Origin of the sequence: Methylomonas rapida (assembly GCF_024360925.2) — a bacterium.
Lineage (GTDB): Bacteria > Pseudomonadota > Gammaproteobacteria > Methylococcales > Methylomonadaceae > Methylomonas > Methylomonas rapida.
On the sequence record NZ_CP113517.1, the window covers coordinates 1,123,951 to 1,143,844 of the forward strand.

General features: G+C 56.2%; 14 protein-coding genes. 8 read left to right on the plus strand and 6 right to left on the minus strand.

What is annotated here, in order from left to right; translation table 11 throughout:
• From NM686_RS05270 to NM686_RS05300, 7 genes are all read left to right on the plus strand, one after another.
• Entirely contained in the window at positions 1-1,263 is a 1,263-nt protein-coding gene (locus NM686_RS05270) for an O-antigen ligase family protein (RefSeq protein WP_255186836.1), read from the plus strand.
• Between the two features lie 16 nt (positions 1,264-1,279).
• The gene (locus NM686_RS05275; protein WP_255186837.1) at positions 1,280-2,650 is read left to right on the plus strand and encodes a lipopolysaccharide biosynthesis protein; all 1,371 of its coding nucleotides are present in this window, start codon (positions 1,280-1,282) and stop codon (positions 2,648-2,650) included.
• Between the two features lie 23 nt (positions 2,651-2,673).
• Positions 2,674-3,633 carry a class I SAM-dependent methyltransferase gene (locus NM686_RS05280; protein WP_255186838.1) on the plus strand — a complete coding sequence of 320 codons (960 nt, stop codon included), beginning with the start codon at positions 2,674-2,676 and terminating at the stop codon, positions 3,631-3,633.
• A gap of 4 nt (positions 3,634-3,637) precedes the next feature.
• A complete protein-coding gene (locus NM686_RS05285) occupies positions 3,638-4,435 on the plus strand; it encodes a glycosyltransferase family 2 protein (RefSeq protein WP_255186839.1) in 798 nt (265 codons plus the stop codon).
• Entirely contained in the window at positions 4,432-5,286 is an 855-nt protein-coding gene (locus NM686_RS05290) for a glycosyltransferase family 2 protein (protein WP_255186840.1), read from the plus strand. The genes NM686_RS05285 and NM686_RS05290 overlap by 4 nt, the downstream gene beginning before the upstream one ends.
• An 87-nt stretch (positions 5,287-5,373) precedes the next feature.
• Complete coding sequence (locus tag NM686_RS05295; protein ID WP_255186841.1) at positions 5,374-6,570, plus strand: glycosyltransferase family 4 protein; 1,197 nt, start codon at positions 5,374-5,376, stop codon at positions 6,568-6,570.
• Positions 6,567-7,520 carry a glycosyltransferase family 2 protein gene (locus NM686_RS05300; RefSeq protein WP_255186842.1) on the plus strand — a complete coding sequence of 318 codons (954 nt, stop codon included), beginning with the start codon at positions 6,567-6,569 and terminating at the stop codon, positions 7,518-7,520. Before NM686_RS05295 ends, NM686_RS05300 begins: the two co-directional genes overlap by 4 nt.
• Here NM686_RS05300 and NM686_RS05305 read toward each other — a convergent pair.
• The 6 genes from NM686_RS05305 to NM686_RS05330 form a co-directional block, all read right to left on the minus strand.
• Positions 7,498-9,963: a cellulose synthase subunit BcsC-related outer membrane protein gene (locus NM686_RS05305; RefSeq protein WP_255186843.1), complete on the minus strand. Its 2,466-nt coding sequence runs from the start codon at positions 9,961-9,963 to the stop codon at positions 7,498-7,500. The genes NM686_RS05300 and NM686_RS05305 overlap by 23 nt on opposite strands.
• A 9-nt stretch (positions 9,964-9,972) precedes the next feature.
• Positions 9,973-10,983 carry a glycosyl hydrolase family 8 gene (locus tag NM686_RS05310; protein WP_255186844.1) on the minus strand — a complete coding sequence of 337 codons (1,011 nt, stop codon included), beginning with the start codon at positions 10,981-10,983 and terminating at the stop codon, positions 9,973-9,975.
• An 11-nt stretch (positions 10,984-10,994) separates the two neighbouring features.
• Positions 10,995-13,211 (minus strand): cellulose biosynthesis cyclic di-GMP-binding regulatory protein BcsB, encoded by a 2,217-nt coding sequence (locus NM686_RS05315; RefSeq protein WP_255186845.1) that lies wholly within the window; start codon positions 13,209-13,211, stop codon positions 10,995-10,997.
• Positions 13,212-13,214: 3 nt separating this feature from the next.
• On the minus strand, positions 13,215-15,398 hold the full coding sequence (bcsA, locus tag NM686_RS05320) for a UDP-forming cellulose synthase catalytic subunit (protein ID WP_255186846.1): 2,184 nt from the start codon (positions 15,396-15,398) through the stop codon (positions 13,215-13,217).
• A 621-nt stretch (positions 15,399-16,019) separates the two neighbouring features.
• A complete protein-coding gene (locus tag NM686_RS05325) occupies positions 16,020-16,643 on the minus strand; it encodes a hypothetical protein (RefSeq protein ID WP_255186847.1) in 624 nt (207 codons plus the stop codon).
• On the minus strand, positions 16,640-18,400 hold the full coding sequence (locus NM686_RS05330) for a VWA domain-containing protein (RefSeq protein ID WP_255186848.1): 1,761 nt from the start codon (positions 18,398-18,400) through the stop codon (positions 16,640-16,642). Before NM686_RS05330 ends, NM686_RS05325 begins: the two co-directional genes overlap by 4 nt.
• Before the next feature lie 129 nt (positions 18,401-18,529).
• Here NM686_RS05330 and NM686_RS05335 point away from each other — a divergent pair, with 129 nt between their 5' ends.
• Positions 18,530-19,702: a phosphoglycerate kinase gene (locus NM686_RS05335; RefSeq protein WP_255186849.1), complete on the plus strand. Its 1,173-nt coding sequence runs from the start codon at positions 18,530-18,532 to the stop codon at positions 19,700-19,702.
• Positions 19,703-19,894 lie beyond the last annotated feature (192 nt).

Here is a 19,894-nt window from a genome sequence, read left to right on the forward strand (position 1 = left end):
ATGTGGATTCGGCTGGAAAAAGATCTGCCGGTGCTATTGATCCTGCTGGTCGGTGCGTCGCTGGTGGCCTCGCTGCCGCAGGTGGAGTCGGCCTGGAAGGGGATCAAGGAAGTCTACGGCGAACAGGATTTTGGCTTGCGCATCCTGCGTGAGGCGCTATTGGCCGTGCTGATCGTATATGCATTCTTAGAGCCGAGATTGCGGAACGGGGCGATGAGCAGCGAGGTTTTGGCGTTTTTGAGCATCGTTGGCTGTTATGTGTTGTTCGAAATCGGTTATGCCTTGTATCTGGATTTGCCGTTGGTGGTGCCGATGGCGGGGCTGCGGATTTTCGAATACTTGCCGCTGGGCTTGATCGGATTCGTCACCAGCCGGCTGGGCGCCGGTCCCTATGTCTTGACCAGATTCACGCAATTGCTGCGCTACTACGTCGCACTGCAGGCGGTGTTGGCGATCGCTCAGGCGCTGTGGGCGCCGCCCTTGTTCGGCGTGTCTTTTTTTGGAGGCGGGCGGCCGTTCGGCACGTTCGTCAGTCCCAATTTGTTCGGGGCGACCATGGCGACGTGCGCCTTGGTTTTTGCGCTGGTGCCGGGCATGCGCCATTGGCTGGGTTTGAGCGTGTTCTTGGCCTTGCTGAGCGGTTCGCGCACTGCTTTCATCAGTTCGCTGCTGGTGGTGTTTTTTCAAGTCTATGCCTTGCTGCGGCCGCGTGACCGCTGGGCCTTGGTGATGCCGGCGCCGATTCTGGCGGTAGCGGCCTTGATCCTCGCTTCCAGCCCGGCACTGAGCGGCCGCGATGATGCCGACCCGACCCAGGATGGCCGCATCGATCTGTGGCGCTGGGTGTTCAGCCATTACGTGCATGATGGCATGGATTTGTTGTTTGGCTGGGGCCTGGGGTTGAGCTCCAACACCATCAACATCCTGTTTGGCGCCGAGCATTTTCCAGGACAGTTCGATTCGGACAGTCTGTATTTATTTCTGTTGAACGGTTATGGCTTGGTCGGTTTGCTGGCGTATTTGACATTTCTGTGGCTGACCACCCGCCTGTCCGCGCACCCGCACAAAGGCTTGGTGGCAATGTTCATTTTCGTGGCCGGACTGACGTTCAACATGTGGGAGTATTTTCCGCAAAACGCGCTGCTGATGTTTTTGTGGGGCATGGTGTTGGGTTGCCGCCATAAACCTAGAGAAAGAATTTTCTCGAGGCAAGATACAACCTTGCCCAAGGATGTTGGGCAAAGGGTATTCGGACAAGGCTAATTTAAAGGAAGGTTTTATGCTGGATTGGTTGAGGCAAAAGAACTTGTTGGGTGACGCCTGTTGGGCGCTGGCGGGACAGTTATTGTCGGCACTGGCTTTGCTTGCGGGCACGCGCATACTGACCGAATTGGTGACGCCGGCGGTTTTCGGGCACGTGGCGTTGTTGAATGGCTTCGTCGCGCTGGGGGTGGCGGTGTTTGCCTATCCCTTCATCTGCGCCGGGATGCGTTTCACCAATGAATGCCGAAATTTTCGTGAGAGGGCGGCGTTGCATGGATTGGTGCTCGCGCTGACGACGCGATCGACGGCATTGGCCATTACCTTGCTGCTGCTGGGCGGCGCGCTGTATTGCTATTTTGTCGGTAGTGAAATCGGCTTGTTCGTGTTGACCGGATTGCTGTTGGCCGTCACCGTTCGCCGCGAGTTGGGCATTCAGCTGATGATAGGCGAACGCAAGCAACGCGGCGCCGCGCTTTGGCAAACCAGCGACAGCATTCTGCGGCCGGTGATGGCGATCTGGCTGGTATGGGGTTTGGGACAAAGTCCGGAAGCGGTGTTGTTGGGCTATGTCTGTGCCAGCGTGCTGGCCAATACGCTGTGGACGATCGTAAGCGATGCATGGCAAAAAAAACATACCGGCGATCGCGGCTTCCTGGGGCGGCAATTCGAGCGGGGCCTTTGGGCTTATGCCTTGCCGTTGATCCCGATGGAATTGATGTTCTGGCTCAACGGCCTGGGCGACCGTTACGTGATCGGTTATTTCCTAACGGCGGCTGAAGTGGGGGTGTACGCGGCCGCTTATACGCTGGTCAACGAAGCCTTCAATCGTAGCGCGATGGTGTTGTTGCGCACGTTTCAGCCGGCCTATTTTCAAGCGGTTTCCCAAGGCAAAAGCAAAGATGCATGTTCGCTGCTATGGCTGTGGATAGGGGCGGTCGTCGTGATGGGCGTTCTGGGCGTGACGCTGGTCTGGTTGTGCAAGGACTGGTTGGCCGCAGGCTTGTTGGCAGAACCCTATCATGCGGCCGGCGCGCTGATGCCGGTTATCGCCGCGGGCACGGCCTTGCATGCCCTGGGCACGGTGATGTCCCAGCCGCTGCTGGCGAGAAAACGCACGCCGATCTTGCTGCGCGGGCGTATCTGTGGGGCGTTGGCGGCGCTCATCACGCTGCCTTTGCTGGTGGCGCATTTTGGCCTGTTCGGGGCGGCCTTGGCCAATCCCGTGTATTTCGGCATCGAAGCGCTGGTGTTGGCCTTGCTGGCCAAGCCCTGGCGCAAGCTCCGCACGGAACGGCAGGCGCGGAGCGTCCAATCTAAATCTGCGATGTCCGAACCCGATTTTGACACCATCGGAGTGAGAGCGGCGGCGTTCTCCAACGAATCCTGAATCTTTATCGAAGGAAAGTATCCATGATCCAAGCATCGAGCCTATCAACGACTTGCGCTTATTTGTTGCGCCAATGCGTGAGCTGCGGCGGCGAACGCATCCGCTATTGGCGGCGCAAGGACTATCAGTACACACAGGCGCTCAGGAATGATGTTTTTCACATCTATCGCTGCGATGAATGCGGCACGGGGTTTTTGAATCAGCCGCCCGATCCGCAACGGCTGGAGGCGATATATCAATTTTCTGGCCAAGCCCTGACCGAATCCGTTAGTTTGCAAGAGATTCTCGCCAGGGAAGCGGCGTTCCCGAATTGCAGGGTAGACGCCGAGCGCATGAGCGGTTGTGCCGATCGTTTCAACGCATCCGGCAACCGACGCGCGCTGGATATTGGTTCCGGTTTTGGTTTTTATACCCAGGCATTGAAAAAACGCGGCTACGCCACGGTCGCCATCAACCCTGGCCGCTATGAAAACCAGGTATTCAAGGCGTTGAACGGCGAAGAGCCGCTGACGATGATGTTCGAACAATATACGACGCAGGATTCCTACGGTGTCGTGATGATGTCGCAGGTGTTGGAACATATGGTGGAGCCTGAGCGCGCGCTGGAAAAAGTCCGCGGCTTATTGGCCGAAGGCGGCGTGCTGGCCTGCGCGGTACCGAATTACGCTTCGTTTCTGGTCAAGTTGCTCGGTACCCGCGACAACGCCTGTCTGTGGGTGCCGGAACACGTCAATTATTTCACCGCGCAAGGCTTGCAAATCCTGCTGGAGCGCAAGGGCTTGCGGGTTGTTCGGACCGAGCAGGTCACCCGCATTCGCTACGACGCCTTATCCAGACGACTGGGGCTGACGGCTTGGCCGGCGGCGCTGCTCGACACACTCACCAAGTACCTGCAAAAACCCTTTGCCGGCTTGATGAATGCTTTGGGATTGGGCATTTACATCCATGTCTATGCCGTGAAAGTGATTGATAAACAGGTGTGAACCATTGAACAGCTTGACCGTAGTCATTTTAACGCTGAACGAGGCCGCCAATCTGACCCGGTGCCTGGCGGCGATTCCGCAACGTTACCCTGTCGTGATCTTGGATTCGGGGAGCAGCGATGACACGCTGTCGATCGCGGAAGGCCACGGCTGCAAGATTTATCAAAATCCTTGGCCCGGCTTTGCCGAGCAGCGCAATTTTGCGTTGAATCAATGCGATATCGATACACCGTGGGTGTTGTTCGTCGATGCCGACGAAATCTACCCGCAAGTCTTTTATCAGCATTTCGACAGTGGAATGCTGCAAACAGGAGAGATCGATGTGCTGATGGTGCCGTCCATCTTGTTTTTGCGCGGCAAACGCCTGCATCATGCGCCGGGTTATCCGATCTATCACCCGCGCCTGGTTCGGCGGGAAACGACCCGCTTCGTGCGTAATCATACGGGTCACGGCGAGGCCGTCATGGATAGTTGCCGCATCGGCTACACCGATATTCCCTATGATCATTACTTTTACGACGGCGAGATCATCCAGTGGATGCATAAGCATGTCGACAAAGCCGCTCAGGAAGTTCGGCTCAAACCGACCCAGGGCGCGTTGATGACGACCCGCGGGCGCTTGAGCGTAATGCTGGGGCGCTCATGGAGCCGAATCCTGGCCAGGTTTGTTTACCACTATCTGCTGCGTGGCGGCTTTTTGGACGGCGCGGCGGGATTGGAGTTTACGCTGATGTTTACCTGGTATGAAGCCAGCATCTATCTGCAAGCCAAAGCCGCTGCACAGGCAAGGGGAACAGCATGAAAGTGTCATTGATATTGGCTACGCTCGGCAGGGACCTGGAACTGCTGGATTTTTTGAAATCCTTGCTGTTTCAGACCTACAAGAACTTCGAGTTGATCGTCATCGACCAGAATCAAGACGGCAAAATCGATCGGATTGCCGAGCAATATAGCCAATGCCTCGATCTGAAACACGTCAAGGTGAATTTCACCGGTAATGCCCGAGCCAGGGATCATGGCATCGCCTTGGCCCAGGGCGACATCATCGCCTTTCCGGACGATGATTGCGTGTATGAAAAGGATGTGCTGGAAAAAGTGGTAGGCGAATTTGCATGCCAACCAACGTTGTCGATTCTGGTAGCCGGGTCCTACGATTTTTCCGCGAAACGCTTCAGCATAGGCGTCAACAGCCGTAAAGCGCGTTATTTTTCCCGGTTGAACATGATGGGGGTGGAGTTCACGCAGTTTTTTGCGCTGGCGCGTATCGACAGACGGCAGTTTTATTTGGACCACGATTTCGGCATCGGCTCCAAATATGCCGGGGCGGAAGGCTTCGAGTTGCTGTATCGCCTGCTGCGCGCGGGCGGGCGGGCGTTCTACAAGCCGGATATCAAAATCTATCACGCCAACAAGGACCATTACACGCTGGGTACCGCGCGCATGCTGAAATATTCCACCGGTATTGGCGCCTATATCCGCAAATTCGCCAATCAGCATGATCCCTATATCGGCTATTACATCCTGCGCAAGATGCTGATAGCCCCGACTCTGAAAATGCTGCTGGCCTTGTTGACGTTCAACCCGGGAAAACTCGCCTATTCGTTTTATAACCTGGTGGGCATATGGCGCGGATTTTTTGCCTATGGGCGCTAACAAGGGGCGGGAGAAGGGACTGTTTTTGACTTTTACGGCAGCCTCAACAAGGGGCAGGTCTATACAATAATTTAATGGGGAAGTGATATGGAACTGGGTATTGTGACGACACATGTCCCGCCAGCCAAAGGCTACGGTGGTGTCTCGGTGACCTGCGGCGTCTTGACCAAGGCGTGGGCGGAAATGGGGCTGGAGATGGCGCTGGTTTCGTCGGATGAATCCATCGATGGGCGCTTGAAACCGGCGGACGTCAAGCTGGGCGCGAGCGTGGATGTCGATTTGTACCGCTGTTATGGTTTCCGGCGCTGGGGGTTCGGCTTGGGAGCGATACCCAGCCTGCTGCGCCTGTGCTGGCAAGCCCCGCTCGTGTATATCCATGGCGTCGCCACCTGGCCGTCGACCTTGGCGGCGCTTTTTTGCTGCCTGCTGCACAAGCCGTTCATGGTGGCGGTGCATGGCGGCCTGATGCCTGAGCATGTGGCACTGATCAAACGGGAAAAACGGCATAAATGGTGGTATTACAAATTGCTGACTTTTCCGACCTTGCGCCGCGCGATTGCCGTGCATTGCACCAGTGATACCGAGGTTGAGGGCGTGCGTGGCGTACTGGGCGAAAACGCGCGGGTGTTGCTGGTGCCCAACGGCATCGACAGCCGGGATGTCGAGGCGGCCCCTTATCCGGCAGGCGAAGGCATGCAACTGTGTTTTTTGGGTCACGTGCAGCAGGAAAAGGGCATCAACGCTTTCATCCGGGCCTGGCTCGAGGTCCGGCGGCCGTGCGATCGTCTGGTCGTCGCCGGCCGTAGCGTGGACGGGGATTATTTTGCCGAGTTTTGTTCACTGGTCGAACGGGCAAACGGCGCGATCCGCTATTGCGGCTATCTGCAACGTGACGACGTGATGGCCTTGCTGGCGCAAAGTCATTTTCTGGTATTGCCGTCCGGTTTGGAGCAGGTCGGCGGCATGCGGGAGAATTTCGGCAACGTGGTGGCGGAAGCCCTGGCGGCGGGACGGCCGGTGCTGGTTGCCAGGGGCTTGGCCTGGGATCATTTGCCGGCATTGAATGCGGGCTTGGTTTTCGACAGGGACGAGGCCGCCGTCCAAGCCGTGCTGCGCCGGGCTCAGGCGCTCGATCAAGCCGACTGGCTGCGCATGTCGCAAGCGGGCCGGCGCCATGTTCAACAGCAGCTCGATCCGGTCAAACTGGCGGAGCGCGTCTGGCAAGCAATGACGGCGGCGGTACCGGTTGACGAGGCCAAGGTGTTGGCCGAGGAGCCGAAATGACGCATAAGGTTGGACTCGTCGTACCCACCTTGAATGCGGGCACATCCTGGCAGGGCTGGCTGGAGGCCCTGGCGGCGCAAAGCCGAAGGCCGGATCGTTTGTTGCTGATCGATTCCTCGTCCAGCGACGACACGGTGGCGCTGGCCCGTGCGAGAGGATTTGACGCGCATGTGATTGCCAAGGCCTCGTTCAACCACGGCGGCACCCGTCAATCGGGCGTCGATATGTTGGCCGACATGGAGCTGATCGTATTTCTGACCCAGGATGCCTTACTGGCCGACCCTTGCGCGATCGAAAATCTGTTGCAGGTATTTGTCAATCCGCAAGTGGCCGCGGCCTATGGCCGGCAATTGCCGCATCGGGACGCTGGCCCCATCGGCGCGCATGCCCGGATATTCAATTACCCGGCGCAAAGCCAGTTGCGCGCCTTGCCGGACCGCGGCCGCTTCGGCATCAAGACCGTGTTCATTTCCAATTCGTTCGCAGCCTACAGACGTTGCGCCCTGATGCAAATCGGCGGATTCCCGGCTCACACCATTATGAACGAAGATACTTACGTTGCCGGCAAGATGCTGTTGTCCGGCTGGAGCCTCGCCTATTGCGCCGACGCGCGGGTGTTTCATTCCCACGATTACAGCCTGCTGGAAGAGTTCAGGCGCTATTTCGATATCGGGGTATTCCATGCGCAAAACCCCTGGCTGCAACAGACCTTTGGCGGCGCCTCGGGCGAAGGCGCGCGTTTTGTGCTCTCCGAAATGCGTTACTTGTCGAACACGGCGCCCTGGCTGATGTTTTCCGCGCTCCTGAGAACGGGATTGAAATGGGCGGGGTATAAGCTGGGCGGACTGCATCGCGGCTGGCCATTAGCCCTGAGCAGGCGCCTCAGCCTGCATAAGGGATATTGGGTGGCAACTGAACGGGAATACCCTAATATGCCTGGATGCCGTTGAACATGGCGTTCGGAATGTCCGTGCTATAGGAGGCTTTGCGGTCCTGGAAGAAGACCCGGACGAACAAGCCGCCGCTGAAATCCTCGTAATTGGCGGTATGACGCACCGCGGCGCCGGCGCCGAGCTGGAGATTGGGTGCCAGTAGCCAGACGCCTTTCAATTCGATGTCCAGCGCATCACTCAGGCTGAAGCCATCCTTGGCCTCGTACTTGCCAAGCCCTGGCGCCAGCAGCGGGAACCAGGGCGCGTCCGCTTCCTCGATCAGCTGCACGCCGGCGTTGACATGGCCCTTGAACACCAGCGGCCGGCCTTCCTCGCTGAGAAATTGCAGGCTGGGGCCAACGTTGATGTAGTGTTCCGGACTGAAATAGCCGCCGTGCCCCAGCGTGAAATGGCTGAGGTTTTTTTCGTAGTGTTCGTAAGCAAAAGCGGGGCCGATGCTGAAGTAGTCGAATCCAGCCAGCGGAATATTGAAACTCGGGTTGAGCGATACGGCAACCGCGGTATTGTCGGCGACATTTTCCCCATTCAGCATCGCCACTTCGGCCGCGGCGGAAATCCCCCAGCGTTCAGCGAAACTGTGAAAACCCGCCGCCCTGATGCCTGATCGCAGCACCCGGCCCCATTCTTGTTGCTTGGCGTCGGTATTGAGTCCTACCGCTTGACCGTGATAGGGATCGCGAATGCCGGTGTAAGACAGAATGGATTGTCTGACCGGCTGCGAATAGACATTCATCGACCAATTGCCGGTTTCGGTTTGTTGTACGAAACCGACGTCGAAGGTTATCGTAGGATCGATAACGCCGCCGGTAGGTGTGTGGCCTAGTCTGACGTAAGGGCTGAACCAGCCGTCCATGCGATATAAAAAGTCGGTTTCCAAGCCATTGGTCAATTTCCCGGTTGGATCGAATGCCCTCAGATCGCTTGGGTTGCACGCGGAGCTGTCCTTCGGACTCAGGCTGCCTAAGGCGGTGCATGCCGCCGCGCGGCCCGCATCCAATTCCATCCGGCTCATGCTCAAGGTAAAGGTATGTATGCCATCGACCGTGAAGGTACCGCTGGCGGTAGGTAGTTTCAGAATGTCGAGTCGTCCCCGTCCCGGTTCCCCTGATTTGTGCCGCGCGTAAACACCCAAATCGGCGGAAGGCGCATCGATATTGACCAAATTCGGAAACTGCGTTGGTGTTTTATCTTGCGCCGCCAAAAACTGCTTGCGTTGGTAAAGTTCCCGTCCCAGCAACTGCGCGTATTCATCCTGTAACAAGCCGCCGCTTTGCTCCGCATTCAGCGCAAGCTCGTCGCGATTGGCCCGGCTTTGGTTGCGGACATAGGCGCGCGCATAGTCTGGATTATCGGGTGCTTGCCGGTACAAATCGGCGAACAGGTTGGCGGCTTTGGCATGGTGCCGACGGCCGTCGGCAATCCAGGCCTCGATTTGCTGAATCTCCGGGTCCGGGTTGGTTAGCAAGGCCCGCGCCTTGGCCAGATTTTGTTCGGCTTGCGCTAAACGCGCGGCCTGAATGTCTTGCCAGGCCTTGAGTTTGTAAAGCCGGGCGGCAACCTCGTCGATTCTGGCATCGCTGGCGCCCGCCGGATAAACGGCTAGCGCCGCATCGTAGTCTTGCAGTTTTTCCAGGCACAACATCTTGCCCAGTTTGACGTCGCCATGCAGCGGTTGCCATGCCTCCGCTTTGGCGAACCAGTCATGGGCCTTGCGATAAGCCTGACCATCAAAATAACGCCAGGCGATGACCACGGCCAAATCGGCATCCTCAAAGCGCTCTAGCCAGGGTTGCAGTTCCGTTTCGCTGATTGCTTGGACCGGGACGGCATCCGTCGAGCCAGTCAGATAGGCGTTTTTTAGCCATTGGTATTCCAGGTGTTGGCGTTCGGTTTCCGGCACGCGATCCGAAGCGAGCGCGGTCAGCCTGAAATAGTCGTCCCGGCCGGGCAGTATCGCGGCCTTTTCCAGCGTGGCTTCCATCAGGTCCGGATTCCTGCAATCCTGGAGGATGCGCGCGTAACCTGTAACAGCCGCCTGGTGTTGGCCGCGCACGACTTGCGCTTCCAGTGCCGCCCATTGTCTGTCGATACCCGCGCAGGCGTCTTTGATTTTGGCCGTCGTTGCGGGTCGTTTGGTGCGCGCCTGCGTTGCCGGAGTGGTTTTGACACTCGGCCGTCCCAGTGCCTTTTGTAAGTCGGCGGGTACTTGCCAATCCGGAAAACGTTGCCGCAGATCGGTGATTTGCCGCTTCAACGCCTCGATTTTGCCGGCATGGAACAGCGACCACAGGATGCGTTCATCCGGCCCCGGTTGCACCGGGCTTTGGCTAGCGGGTAACGGAGCGCTGCCCAATGGCTGTTGCACGACTGCGCTGACGTCGGCCCGGCACAGCTCGGCTAGCAGCAGCGGCAAACAGTAAAAAACACGCGTCTTGGACATTGGCGGGATTTAGCGGGCGCCGAGTTTGCTCAACATCAACAAGGTTGACGAGTAATAATCCTGTTCCGCGTCCAGCGCGGGCAGGCTGATGGCTTGCGCGCGGCCATTGCGCCAGAGGGTCAGTTGCTTGACGGCAATCATGCCGGTGCTGGCGCCGTAACCGTCGATGACGTTTTCGCTCAGATCGATCCAGGCCGGGGTATAGCCTTGATAAAAGCTCCAGTAATCGGCGAATTTGGCCAGCGTTTGCGTTTCCATGCCGCCCAGTATCAGATACAACGGGATTCTGACGGCGTCGTAACCGAAGCGTTTATTGTTGGCGGGTTCCTGCGTATTGGCGGCGGTGAGGCGCAACCAGTCGGGTGGCAGTTGCCAGCGACCGAAACGGGCTTGCTGCAGCAGCGTCAGGCCGCTATCGCCGAGTCGTTGCCAGACCGGGTCGGGATCGGCTTCGGCAAATGCCCGCAAGGCCGGAAAAATCCAGTAAGACAGATTGATCGTGGTGGCATCGTCTTTCACGAAGCCCTGTTCACCCGGCAGCAGGACGCTCAGGCCATGCCACGAGACTATCAGTTTTTGTTTGATGTCGGCGATGATGGCGTCGGCGGCGTTGCGGTAATCGGGTTGCTGCCATTGCTGGCCGGCTTTCCATAGGGCCCATGCAATCAGCATGTCGCCATCGCTGGCATTGTTATGATCCTCGTCTTTCAAGTCCACGTTTGGACGCTTGCGCCAGATGAACAATTTGTCGTTCCTGACTTGCAGGTTCGCGCGGGTCCATTGCCAGAGATTTTGAAAGGTTTCCCGGTCGCCGTGTTCGACCGCCAGCAACAGGCCATAGCCCTGACCCTCCGAATGGGAGATGCCGCCGTTGCCGGTATCGATGACGCGGCCCTCGGCGGCAATGAAGCGCTGCTTGTAGGTTTGCCAGTCTTGGGCGTCGAGTGCGCCATTATTCTGGCGGCAGCCGGCGATAAGCAAAAAACAGCCGAGATAGGTCAGGGTGCGCCAGATCGACATGGGGTTATCCGTTAATGTTTGCTACGTTGATATTGGTTCAATAGTTTATGGGTTATCCAGGCGGCGAGAACCAGCGTCAGCACCACGATGAATAGCCATTGCCAAGGGTGTTTGGAAAAATGCATCGTCAGCGTCAGCCGCAAATTGCCGTCGCCCAGGGTCATCGTAGCGCCTTCTCGTTGCCAGTCGAAATGTGCCTGATTATCCCAGAGAAACACATTGCCCTGTAATTGGTTCCATAAGGCCGGCGATTCCAGCACCCGCAGGCCCTGGCTCAGGCTGTTGTGATCGCCGCCCAGCAGGGCCAGGACTACGCCGTTGCCTTTGGCATGAGGATAGGACATCAGTAAAAATTGCTCCCCCAGGCCGCCGGTTTGGCTCAAGGCGACATTCGCTTGGCTGATTTGCACCGGTTCGGGTTTTGGTGCGTTGCCGAAGAAAAGCCTGTCCAGTCGCTCCAGCATGGATTCCTCGCTTGCCTGATGCTGCTGTTTAAAAGAGTAGGGGAAGCGCGTGCTTTCGCCCAGTTTCACCGGCGCGTCAGCGAATAATTTTTCTGCTTGGGCAATGCCACCGAGTTTGCCGATCAGCACCACGTTGTCGGCATCCGGCATGTCGCCTTGTGTAATCCTTATATCGAACAGCGGTGTCTGTTGCTGCGCGGCCAAGGTGGCAATCAACTGCCAGGTCGCGGCGATGCTGTCGGACGAGGTGTCGAGCAGTTTGAAGACGGTGGCTTTGGCCGAGGCGTTTTGCGCCAATGGAAAACCAGTGTCGGCGAACAGTTTCAAATCCGGCAATTGCGCCACGTGGCCGGCTTCCGGAAAGCTGATGGTCGAATCGGGGTAAAGCTGGGCGACCAGATTGTTACGCTGTACATAGGTACATTGGCCCGATACCGATGGCGTCAGTTCGGCCTTGAATTTCAAGCGGTTCAAGCCGGGGCGGAAGCTGCGTAAAGGCAGCGTGATTTGATAATTTTGATAGTGCGCGCCTTCCGCTTCTTTCAAGTGGATCGCATTGACAAAAGTGTCGTTCAGTTCGATGTTGATGACCGAATCGTTGCGCATCGCCGCGCCATAAGCCAGGTTCAGGTTGAGCGTCACCCTGCTGTCCTCGGTGCTGTAAAGGTCGGCGGGCAGGCGCAATTCCAGAGATGCCTCACCGGTTTCTTGCAACTGGTCAAGATAGGCCAGTTGCTTGAATTGGTAAGCGTTGCCGGGTGTCACGACGCCGGGCGCCAGCAGCGAGGCGTCAGAGTGCAGAAGCGGCGCCTGGAATACCGATTGCTGCTGATCGGGAAAACGCCCGTTCAATAAGGCCAGCGCTTGCGCGGCCGCGGTGACTTGTTCGTCGTTATTGCCCGATACCACCAGAATGAAATGCGTCTTGTCGTGGTCCTGGCGGAAGATGCCGAGATAGGGGCCTTGAATCGCCTCGCTGATTTTGGGCGGAATCAAGCTCCCGATTTGGGCCTTGCTGCCTACCAGGATGGCGTCGTTTTTTAGTTGCTCGGGATCGATGGCGAAGCCTTGGCTATTGTCGCCGCTTGCAGTGATGGATTTTTCCTCCAATTGCAAGGGGACGTACTTCAAGCGCAGCTTGGCGGCTTGACCGATCAACGCGCCCCAATACAGATAATGATCGGAAATCGCCGTATCGCCCCTGAGTATCGTCAGAGGATAAGAGCCCACTCTGTCGTTGATCAGTTCATTCAACGCGGCAAGCGATTCCCGCACTTCCGCCGCTTCGTAATTCAGGGTGAAGGTGGATTTGACCGTGTCGATGTGGGTCCACAGTTCCGGTGCGCTCCAGTCTTCGCATTCGGACTCGGTATAGTGCTGCGCGGCTATGAAACTGATTTTGTTGTAACCCGGTTTCAAATATTCTCTATCGATTTCAAATTTGGCCAAGGTGTGATTGTTGACCGGATCGAGTTTGAGCTGGCCCACCACGTAATCGTTGACGAATACCGCAATCTGCGAACGGTTGCCCTGCAGTAAATTGGAATTGGTCAGCGCCAGGCTCAATGTCGCCGAGAGTGGTTCGACCCTATCGGAAATCGGCACGCTAAAGTTGTATTTGCCGTCGGCATGGCGCAGCATCAAAGGCTCGTTGCTGGTCATGTACTGGCTGATGGGCGCCGTGGTGGATTGAATCGCGGCCGACAGGGAATTCGAGACCAGAAGGCCCAGGGAACAGAGTATGACGAGAGCGTTTTTCAGCATGGCTTAGTGAATGGTCTTGGATGTTTTGATGGCGTGTTTGAGGTGGTTGAAGCTGTGAATGATGCCGATTTCGGTCATGAACAGCATGGTCTTGAATAAGCCGGGGTCGTGTCCGATATTTTCCTGGATTTTACGCCAGCGATCGCTGTCCCCATGCACCAGGCGCACCACCGCGCGGTACTCCTCCAGATTGGCCGGCGTGAACTTGATGCCGTAAACATAGGCCAGATCGGTTTTGAAATGGTTGGCAAGCTGGATTTTGAAATGCTCGCTGGCGCCGGTTTGCGCGTTTTTGATTTCCAGGCTGTGTCCGGTGGCCCTGGCTAGTGTCTTGGGTATCGTATCGGTCGTGACACGGCCGCCGCTGATCGACAAATCCGTAATGGTGACGTCTAGGCTTTCCGCTATGCCCTCGGGCCCGGAGATGACCCAAGCAGCGGAAATATTGACCGGAAAACGGGGATTGCTGCGTCGCTGTTTTTGTTCGTACAACGCACCCAATACCGACAACAATAACAACAGATTGAAGCTGGCCCAAAACAAGGTAATCGCAATCAGGGGTTGCTGCTCCGGAAACGCCACGCAACGCCAAAGTCCGAAAACAACCTGGGCCAGAGTGATGGCTATCGTCCAGTAAAACGGGGTTGCCAACGGCGAGATGAAATCCCGTTCCAAGGTTTCCATTTTGGGCGTTACCGAAAATTGCGGATGGGCGGGGTCTTTCAGGACCGCCCAGACAGCCCGGAGCGAAAACAACGACTGCAATATCTCATAGAGCTCCGACAAAAATACCCAACGCACCTTGCTGAACAGAAAGTGATTGGTCAGGATCAAAGCGATTAAATAGGGCACGGTATAACAAAAAAACTCCAGCAAATTGGCGTTGTAAATTTTCAGGCCAAAGAATAAATAGAGGCCTGGCGATAATAAAAAAATTAAGCGGGCAAATGGAAAAAACCAGAACAGCATGTTCGACAGGTAGCTGATTTTTTGCCAGATTTTCAAGTTAGGGAGCAATAGCGGGTTATGGAAAATGAAGTTCTGCACCATGCCTTGTGCCCAACGGATGCGTTGCACCATGAAACTGCTGAAGGTTTCCGGTTGCAGGCCGGAAATCAAGGGCTGCATCACGTAATGCGATTTCCAGCCTTTGCTATGCAAGATCAATGCGGTCTCGGAATCTTCGGTAATCGTCTTGCCCTTGAAGCCGCCGGCCTCATCGATGGCTTGGCGTCGTAATACCGCCGCCGAACCGCAAAAAAACGACGATTGCCAAAAATCCAGACCAAGCTGAATCGCGCCATAAAACATCAAGTTTTCCGACGGCATGCGATGAAACAGGCGTAGATTCTTTTCGATGGGGTCCGGGTTGATGAAAAAATGCGGCGTTTGTACCAGAAAGACCTTGTCGTCGCTGATGAACGAGCCCACCGTTTTTTGCAGAATATCGGTGGCCGGCGCATGGTCGGCGTCCAGCACCAATATCAGTTCGCCGTGAATATGCCGCAGCGCCGCATTCATGTTGCCGGCCTTGGCGTGAGCATTGTTTTGCCGGTTCAGATAGCCTATGCCCAGCGCCGCGCACAACGCCTTGAATTGATCCCGTCTTTGCATGGCGGCTTCCCGGATGTGTGCGTCTTTGGCATGCAGTTTCTCCTCGCTAGCGCCATCGTCGAGCAAGTAGATGTTCATTTTATTGCTAGGGTAGTCGATGTTGGTCGCCGCGGCCAAGGTGATTTTCACCAGATCCAGCGGTTCGTTGTAGCTGGGGATGATCACGTCGACGCTGGGCCAGCCCGAACTGTCTTGCGGAAGCGGGATGGCTTCGCGTTTCAAGGGCCTGACGTTGACGAAGGCGCTGAGAAAAAACATCATGCCGCCGTAAATTTCCGCGGCATACAAGACAATGCTGCCCAGGAAGCTGAAAAAATCCTGATAACCCAGGGTATAAAACGTCCGCCAGAAAAAGTAGCGCAAGACGATGAAACTGCTGAGCGCCAAAAACAACACGCGCCAGAATCCGGGATGTTCGAAGCGCCGGATCAGCAACAGTGAGACAAGCAAAAACAAGGAAACGTAAATCTGTGTGTCGGCGTCGACGCGCAAGCTGGACAGAAAAAAAATACCCGCGGCCAGAAACAGCAAGAACATGGCGCGCGGATCGAGGCGTCGAAGTGTGATTTTCATTCGTAAAGAGCGAGAGATTTCACAAATTGTTACAGGTGAATCATGCTTGTCTAGGTTTCAAGGTCTGCCGAAATGAGTGCGACCTTGCGGAGCTTGCCAGTGGTTTCAACGGAGCGGAGGTTGTAAGGGAATAAGAAGCCTAGCATGCTTGTTAGGTTGTATCGGTGGTTTTTTTGGAAAATCAAGCTATTAGGCCTTAAATGAGGTCGCAATGCAACCCAGTCAGCGCCAGTTGCCTGGATCGCTTATCGCCGGCGGGGGCGTAAAAGTCAAAACAATGGATTCTCTCATGGGGGGGCTTCGTAAAAGCCTTTGCGGGAGGGTTGGGGCGTGGGAGGATGTAAGGCATGAACATGAAATAACCTATGCGAGTATTCGGTGTAGGAGCGGATTTATCCGCACAGTACGCATGAATTCGCACCTACCATTGCCTAGCTTATTTCTCACATATTTCTAAGTATTTGATTCATTACCCTCATTCTAACCTTCTCTCGGAGGGAGAAGGAACTGTTCTGACTTTTACGATACCCTCGATAGGGAGGGGGCGAGAACCATTGATGGGGCTGTCGAACAAAATCATCGATGGCAAGTCGGCCGAGGCGGCGGGAATGTTCTGGCTATCTATTCCTTGATTTCGTGCTTCAGACTTTGAGTGGAGGCCTGCAGAATCTGCAGCATTTTTTTACTGCTGTTTTCCAGCTCCAGTTCGGTTTGATTGCCGCTGAATACGCGCGTGTATTCGCTGGTGATTTCGTCTATGGTTTGCATCGCCGTGTCCAATTGCCTCACCAGTTGCTGATTGATGCGCTCCAGGGCATGCGTGTTACTGCTTGGGGCGGGGGTCGCGCCAGGCGTGTTGGCGTGGGTTGTCATGTGTGTCAGGAGCTTGCAATAGGGTTCCGATAAGTTGCCTATGCATTGGTCGATGTCACCGAGTAAACCCATTTCGCGTTTCAAAAATAGCTCGATCACTTTTTGCATCAAGGCGCGTTCACAATCGCCGACGTCTTGCAGGGCGGCTTGCAGCGCTTTTTTATCCAAACCCTGGATTTTGTCGGCCAAGTGGAGCAGGGGATGATTTGTTTGGGCGTTTTTTTCGTCGAGTTCGCTGATGAATTGGTCGATGGCGCTGATTTCATGGTTGCGTTTGCGCCTGTTGACGAAAAATAACGCCAGGGCCAGCACCAGCAGGGCGGCTAAGGTCTCCGCCATCAATATCACCAGAGCCGAATCTAATGTCATCATGCCAGTCTCTCCAATAATTCTTGTTGTTTTTTTGCATTGGCGGCCCTAATAAATTTGTAAATAAAAAAAGCGCTGCCACCCAGCAGTATATTCGCCAACGCAACGATGGCGATGATCAGCGGCCAGTTATTGTCCTGGGCCTTGGCTTGGGCTTGCAAGTGTTGCCCGGCATCGGTGCCAGGTTCCTCCTGGGTGGCCTTGGGGGTTTCCTCGGCGAGTGCGGGCATTGGCGGCGAGTTGAACAGGCTGTCGTCTATCGTCACCGGCGCCAAGGCCGGCGTGATGGTTTTGCCGTCCAACGTTCTGGCCGTGATGTTGAAATGAATTTGCAGGCTGGATCCTGCGGCAACGCTGTCCAGCGGCAACAGCCATTCGCCGTTTTGCGCGCTGACGGTTCTGCTTTCGGTGGGCTTATCGGCGGGGTGGATTTCGGCGACAATGGATAGCGAGGCGCTATCCAGTACCGCGATGTCGGGTACGAACTTCAAGGTTGGTAGGCGCTTGGCGTGATCGATGAGTTTTTCCAGCCGAATCGGCGACGCCATGACTTCGATGTCCCGGACGATTTCGCGCTTGAAGGTTTTGCCGTCGGCGATGATGGTCAGGCTATGCTTGCCTCGGGGCAGCGGCGTTAGCGTTTTGGCAAAAAAACCGGTTTGGTCGCTCAGCGGCGGAATCGGGAGCGGGTCGGCCTGGTCGACCAACAGCGACATCGATACCAGATCGACAAAATCGGGGCGGTTTATCAAATGCTCTTGCTCGGTGAAGTGTAGTTTCAAGCTCACTTCGTCATGTTCCGGCAGGTAATTGCCGAGCCCTTCCAGTTGCAGTTTCAAGTCGGTCAAGACCATGACACGATTGTCCGGGTCCATTTCGGCGCTGATTTGCCAATTGCCGGCCGCAGGTTCCTTGACGGTGATCAGGTCGTAGCCAGGCGTATCCAGCCAGGCGACGCCCTCTGCCAGCGCGCTCTGTTTGTCGATGACGTGCTGGTCGGGTCGGGTCAATTGGGTCGGCGTGGCGCCCTTTTTTTTGAAGACTATAACCGAGAACTCTTGAATGCTGCCGTCGATGCTGAAACGGTTGCCTTCCAGCGGCACCGTATCCTTCGGGGCGACTTTTTGCGCCATTTTCAAAAACATGCGCTGCAATTGTTCGGCGGATTCGGCGGTTTCGTGCCAGCCGCCGGTGTCGAACGCCAGCTTTTCCAGCAGCTCCTTATCGGTTTGTCCGGACAAGGCGATGGTTTGCACTTTTATCTGCCGCTCGCGCAGTTTGGGTATCCATTCGCTGAGGATGCGTTCCCTGGAATCCGCGCTGACCATGATGTCCTTGGAAATGTCCACCATGCCGTCGGTCAACAGGATCAGGTTTTTGCTGCCATTGCCGGCAAAGCCGTTTTGTAGCGTTGTGGCAATGGCGTCTTCGATATGGGTGTAAAGACCGCGGGAGTGAATGGACTTGCTGGCTTTCAAGGCTTGTTGCCGCCAATCCGCGTCGGCATTGTCGCTATGGCTCAGGGGCGTGGTCTTCTCGGCGAACAGCCATAAGGAAACTCTGGCATGGTCCGGCAACAGGTTGAGCAACAATTGCGTGGCGTCGACCCGCAAATTGTCGGGGTCGTTTTGTTTCATGCTGCCGGAGACATCGATCAAGACCTGAATTTCTTCGCCAGCATTGGCAGTGTCTGCCGCATCGACGGTTGAGCCCAGCAGCAACAGCAGACTGGTGCAGAAAATAAGGATGAGATGACGCATGACGGCAGGCTTGGCTTGGTCTAAATGTCCAACTATAGACCAAGCGAGCGGCAATGCCACCGTTTAAATACGCGTTGAAGCGGGTTTACACCTTATAATGTGTCGGTTTTTTCACACCGAGGAGAGTTTATGTCTATCAAGAGAATGGTCGATTTGGATTTGGCGGGCAAGCGCGTGCTGATTCGCCAGGATTTGAACGTGCCGGTTAAAGATGGCAAGGTCACCAGCGACTTGCGCATCCAGGCCAGCGTGCCAACCGTCAAAGCGGCGTTGGCCGGCGGCGCGGCGGTGATTCTGATGTCGCATCTGGGCCGTCCGACCGAAGGCGAATACGACGAAGCATCCAGCCTGAAACCCGTGGCCGCGCGTTTTAGCGAACTGCTGGGCCAGCCCGTGCGTCTGGTCAAGGACTGGCTGGATGGCGTAGAAGTCAAAGCCGGTGAAGTCGTGTTGTGCGAGAACGTGCGCTTCAACAAGGGCGAAAAGAAAAACAACGACGAACTGGGCCAAAAAATGGCCGCCTTGTGCGACATCTTCGTGATGGATGCCTTCGGCACCGCGCACCGCGCCGAAGCCTCGACTCACGCCGTGGCCAAATTCGCGCCGATCGCCTGCGCCGGCCCGTTGTTGGCGGCGGAACTGGATGCGCTGGGCAAAGCGCTGGAAACCCCGCAAAAACCCTTGGTGGCCATTGTTGGCGGTTCCAAGGTCTCGACCAAACTGACTGTGCTGGAATCCCTGTCCACCAAGGTCGATCAATTGATCGTCGGTGGCGGCATTGCCAACACCTTCATCGCCGCAGCTGGTTTCCCGGTCGGCAAATCCCTGTTCGAAGCCGATTTGATTGCGGAAGCCCAACGCCTGATGGCAGCGGCAAAAGAGAAGGGCGGCGAGATTCCGGTGCCGGTGGATGTGGTTTGCGCGAAGGAATTTTCCGAAAGCGCGGCGGCCACCGTCAAAAAAGTGGCTGACGTGGCCGAAGACGACCTGATTCTGGACATCGGACCTGAAACGTCCAAACAATACGCCGAAATTCTGGCCAAAGCCGGCACCATCGTCTGGAACGGCCCGGTCGGCGTGTTCGAAATCGACCAGTTCGGCGAAGGCACCAAAGCCATGTCGATGGCGATTGCCGAAAGCCCGGCCTTCTCGATCGCGGGCGGCGGCGACACCTTGGCGGCGATCGACAAATACGGCATCGCCGACAAAGTATCCTACACCTCGACCGGCGGCGGCGCGTTCCTGGAATTCCTGGAAGGCAAGGAACTGCCGGCGGTAGCGATATTGAAGTCCCGCGCTTAAAGCCAAGCAACAACGGCGGCCCGCAGGGTCGCCGTTTCTTTAGGCTATTTGCATTCTGGGGCTGTAACTCAAAACAATCCCTTTTTTAAAGCGTCCCGTTTCATGCAAAACAGGGTCGGCTCATCGATGAACCCTGTGGTCTGTTTTGTGCGAAAGTTTGTGAGATCAGTGCTTGTTAACGGCCATTATGTG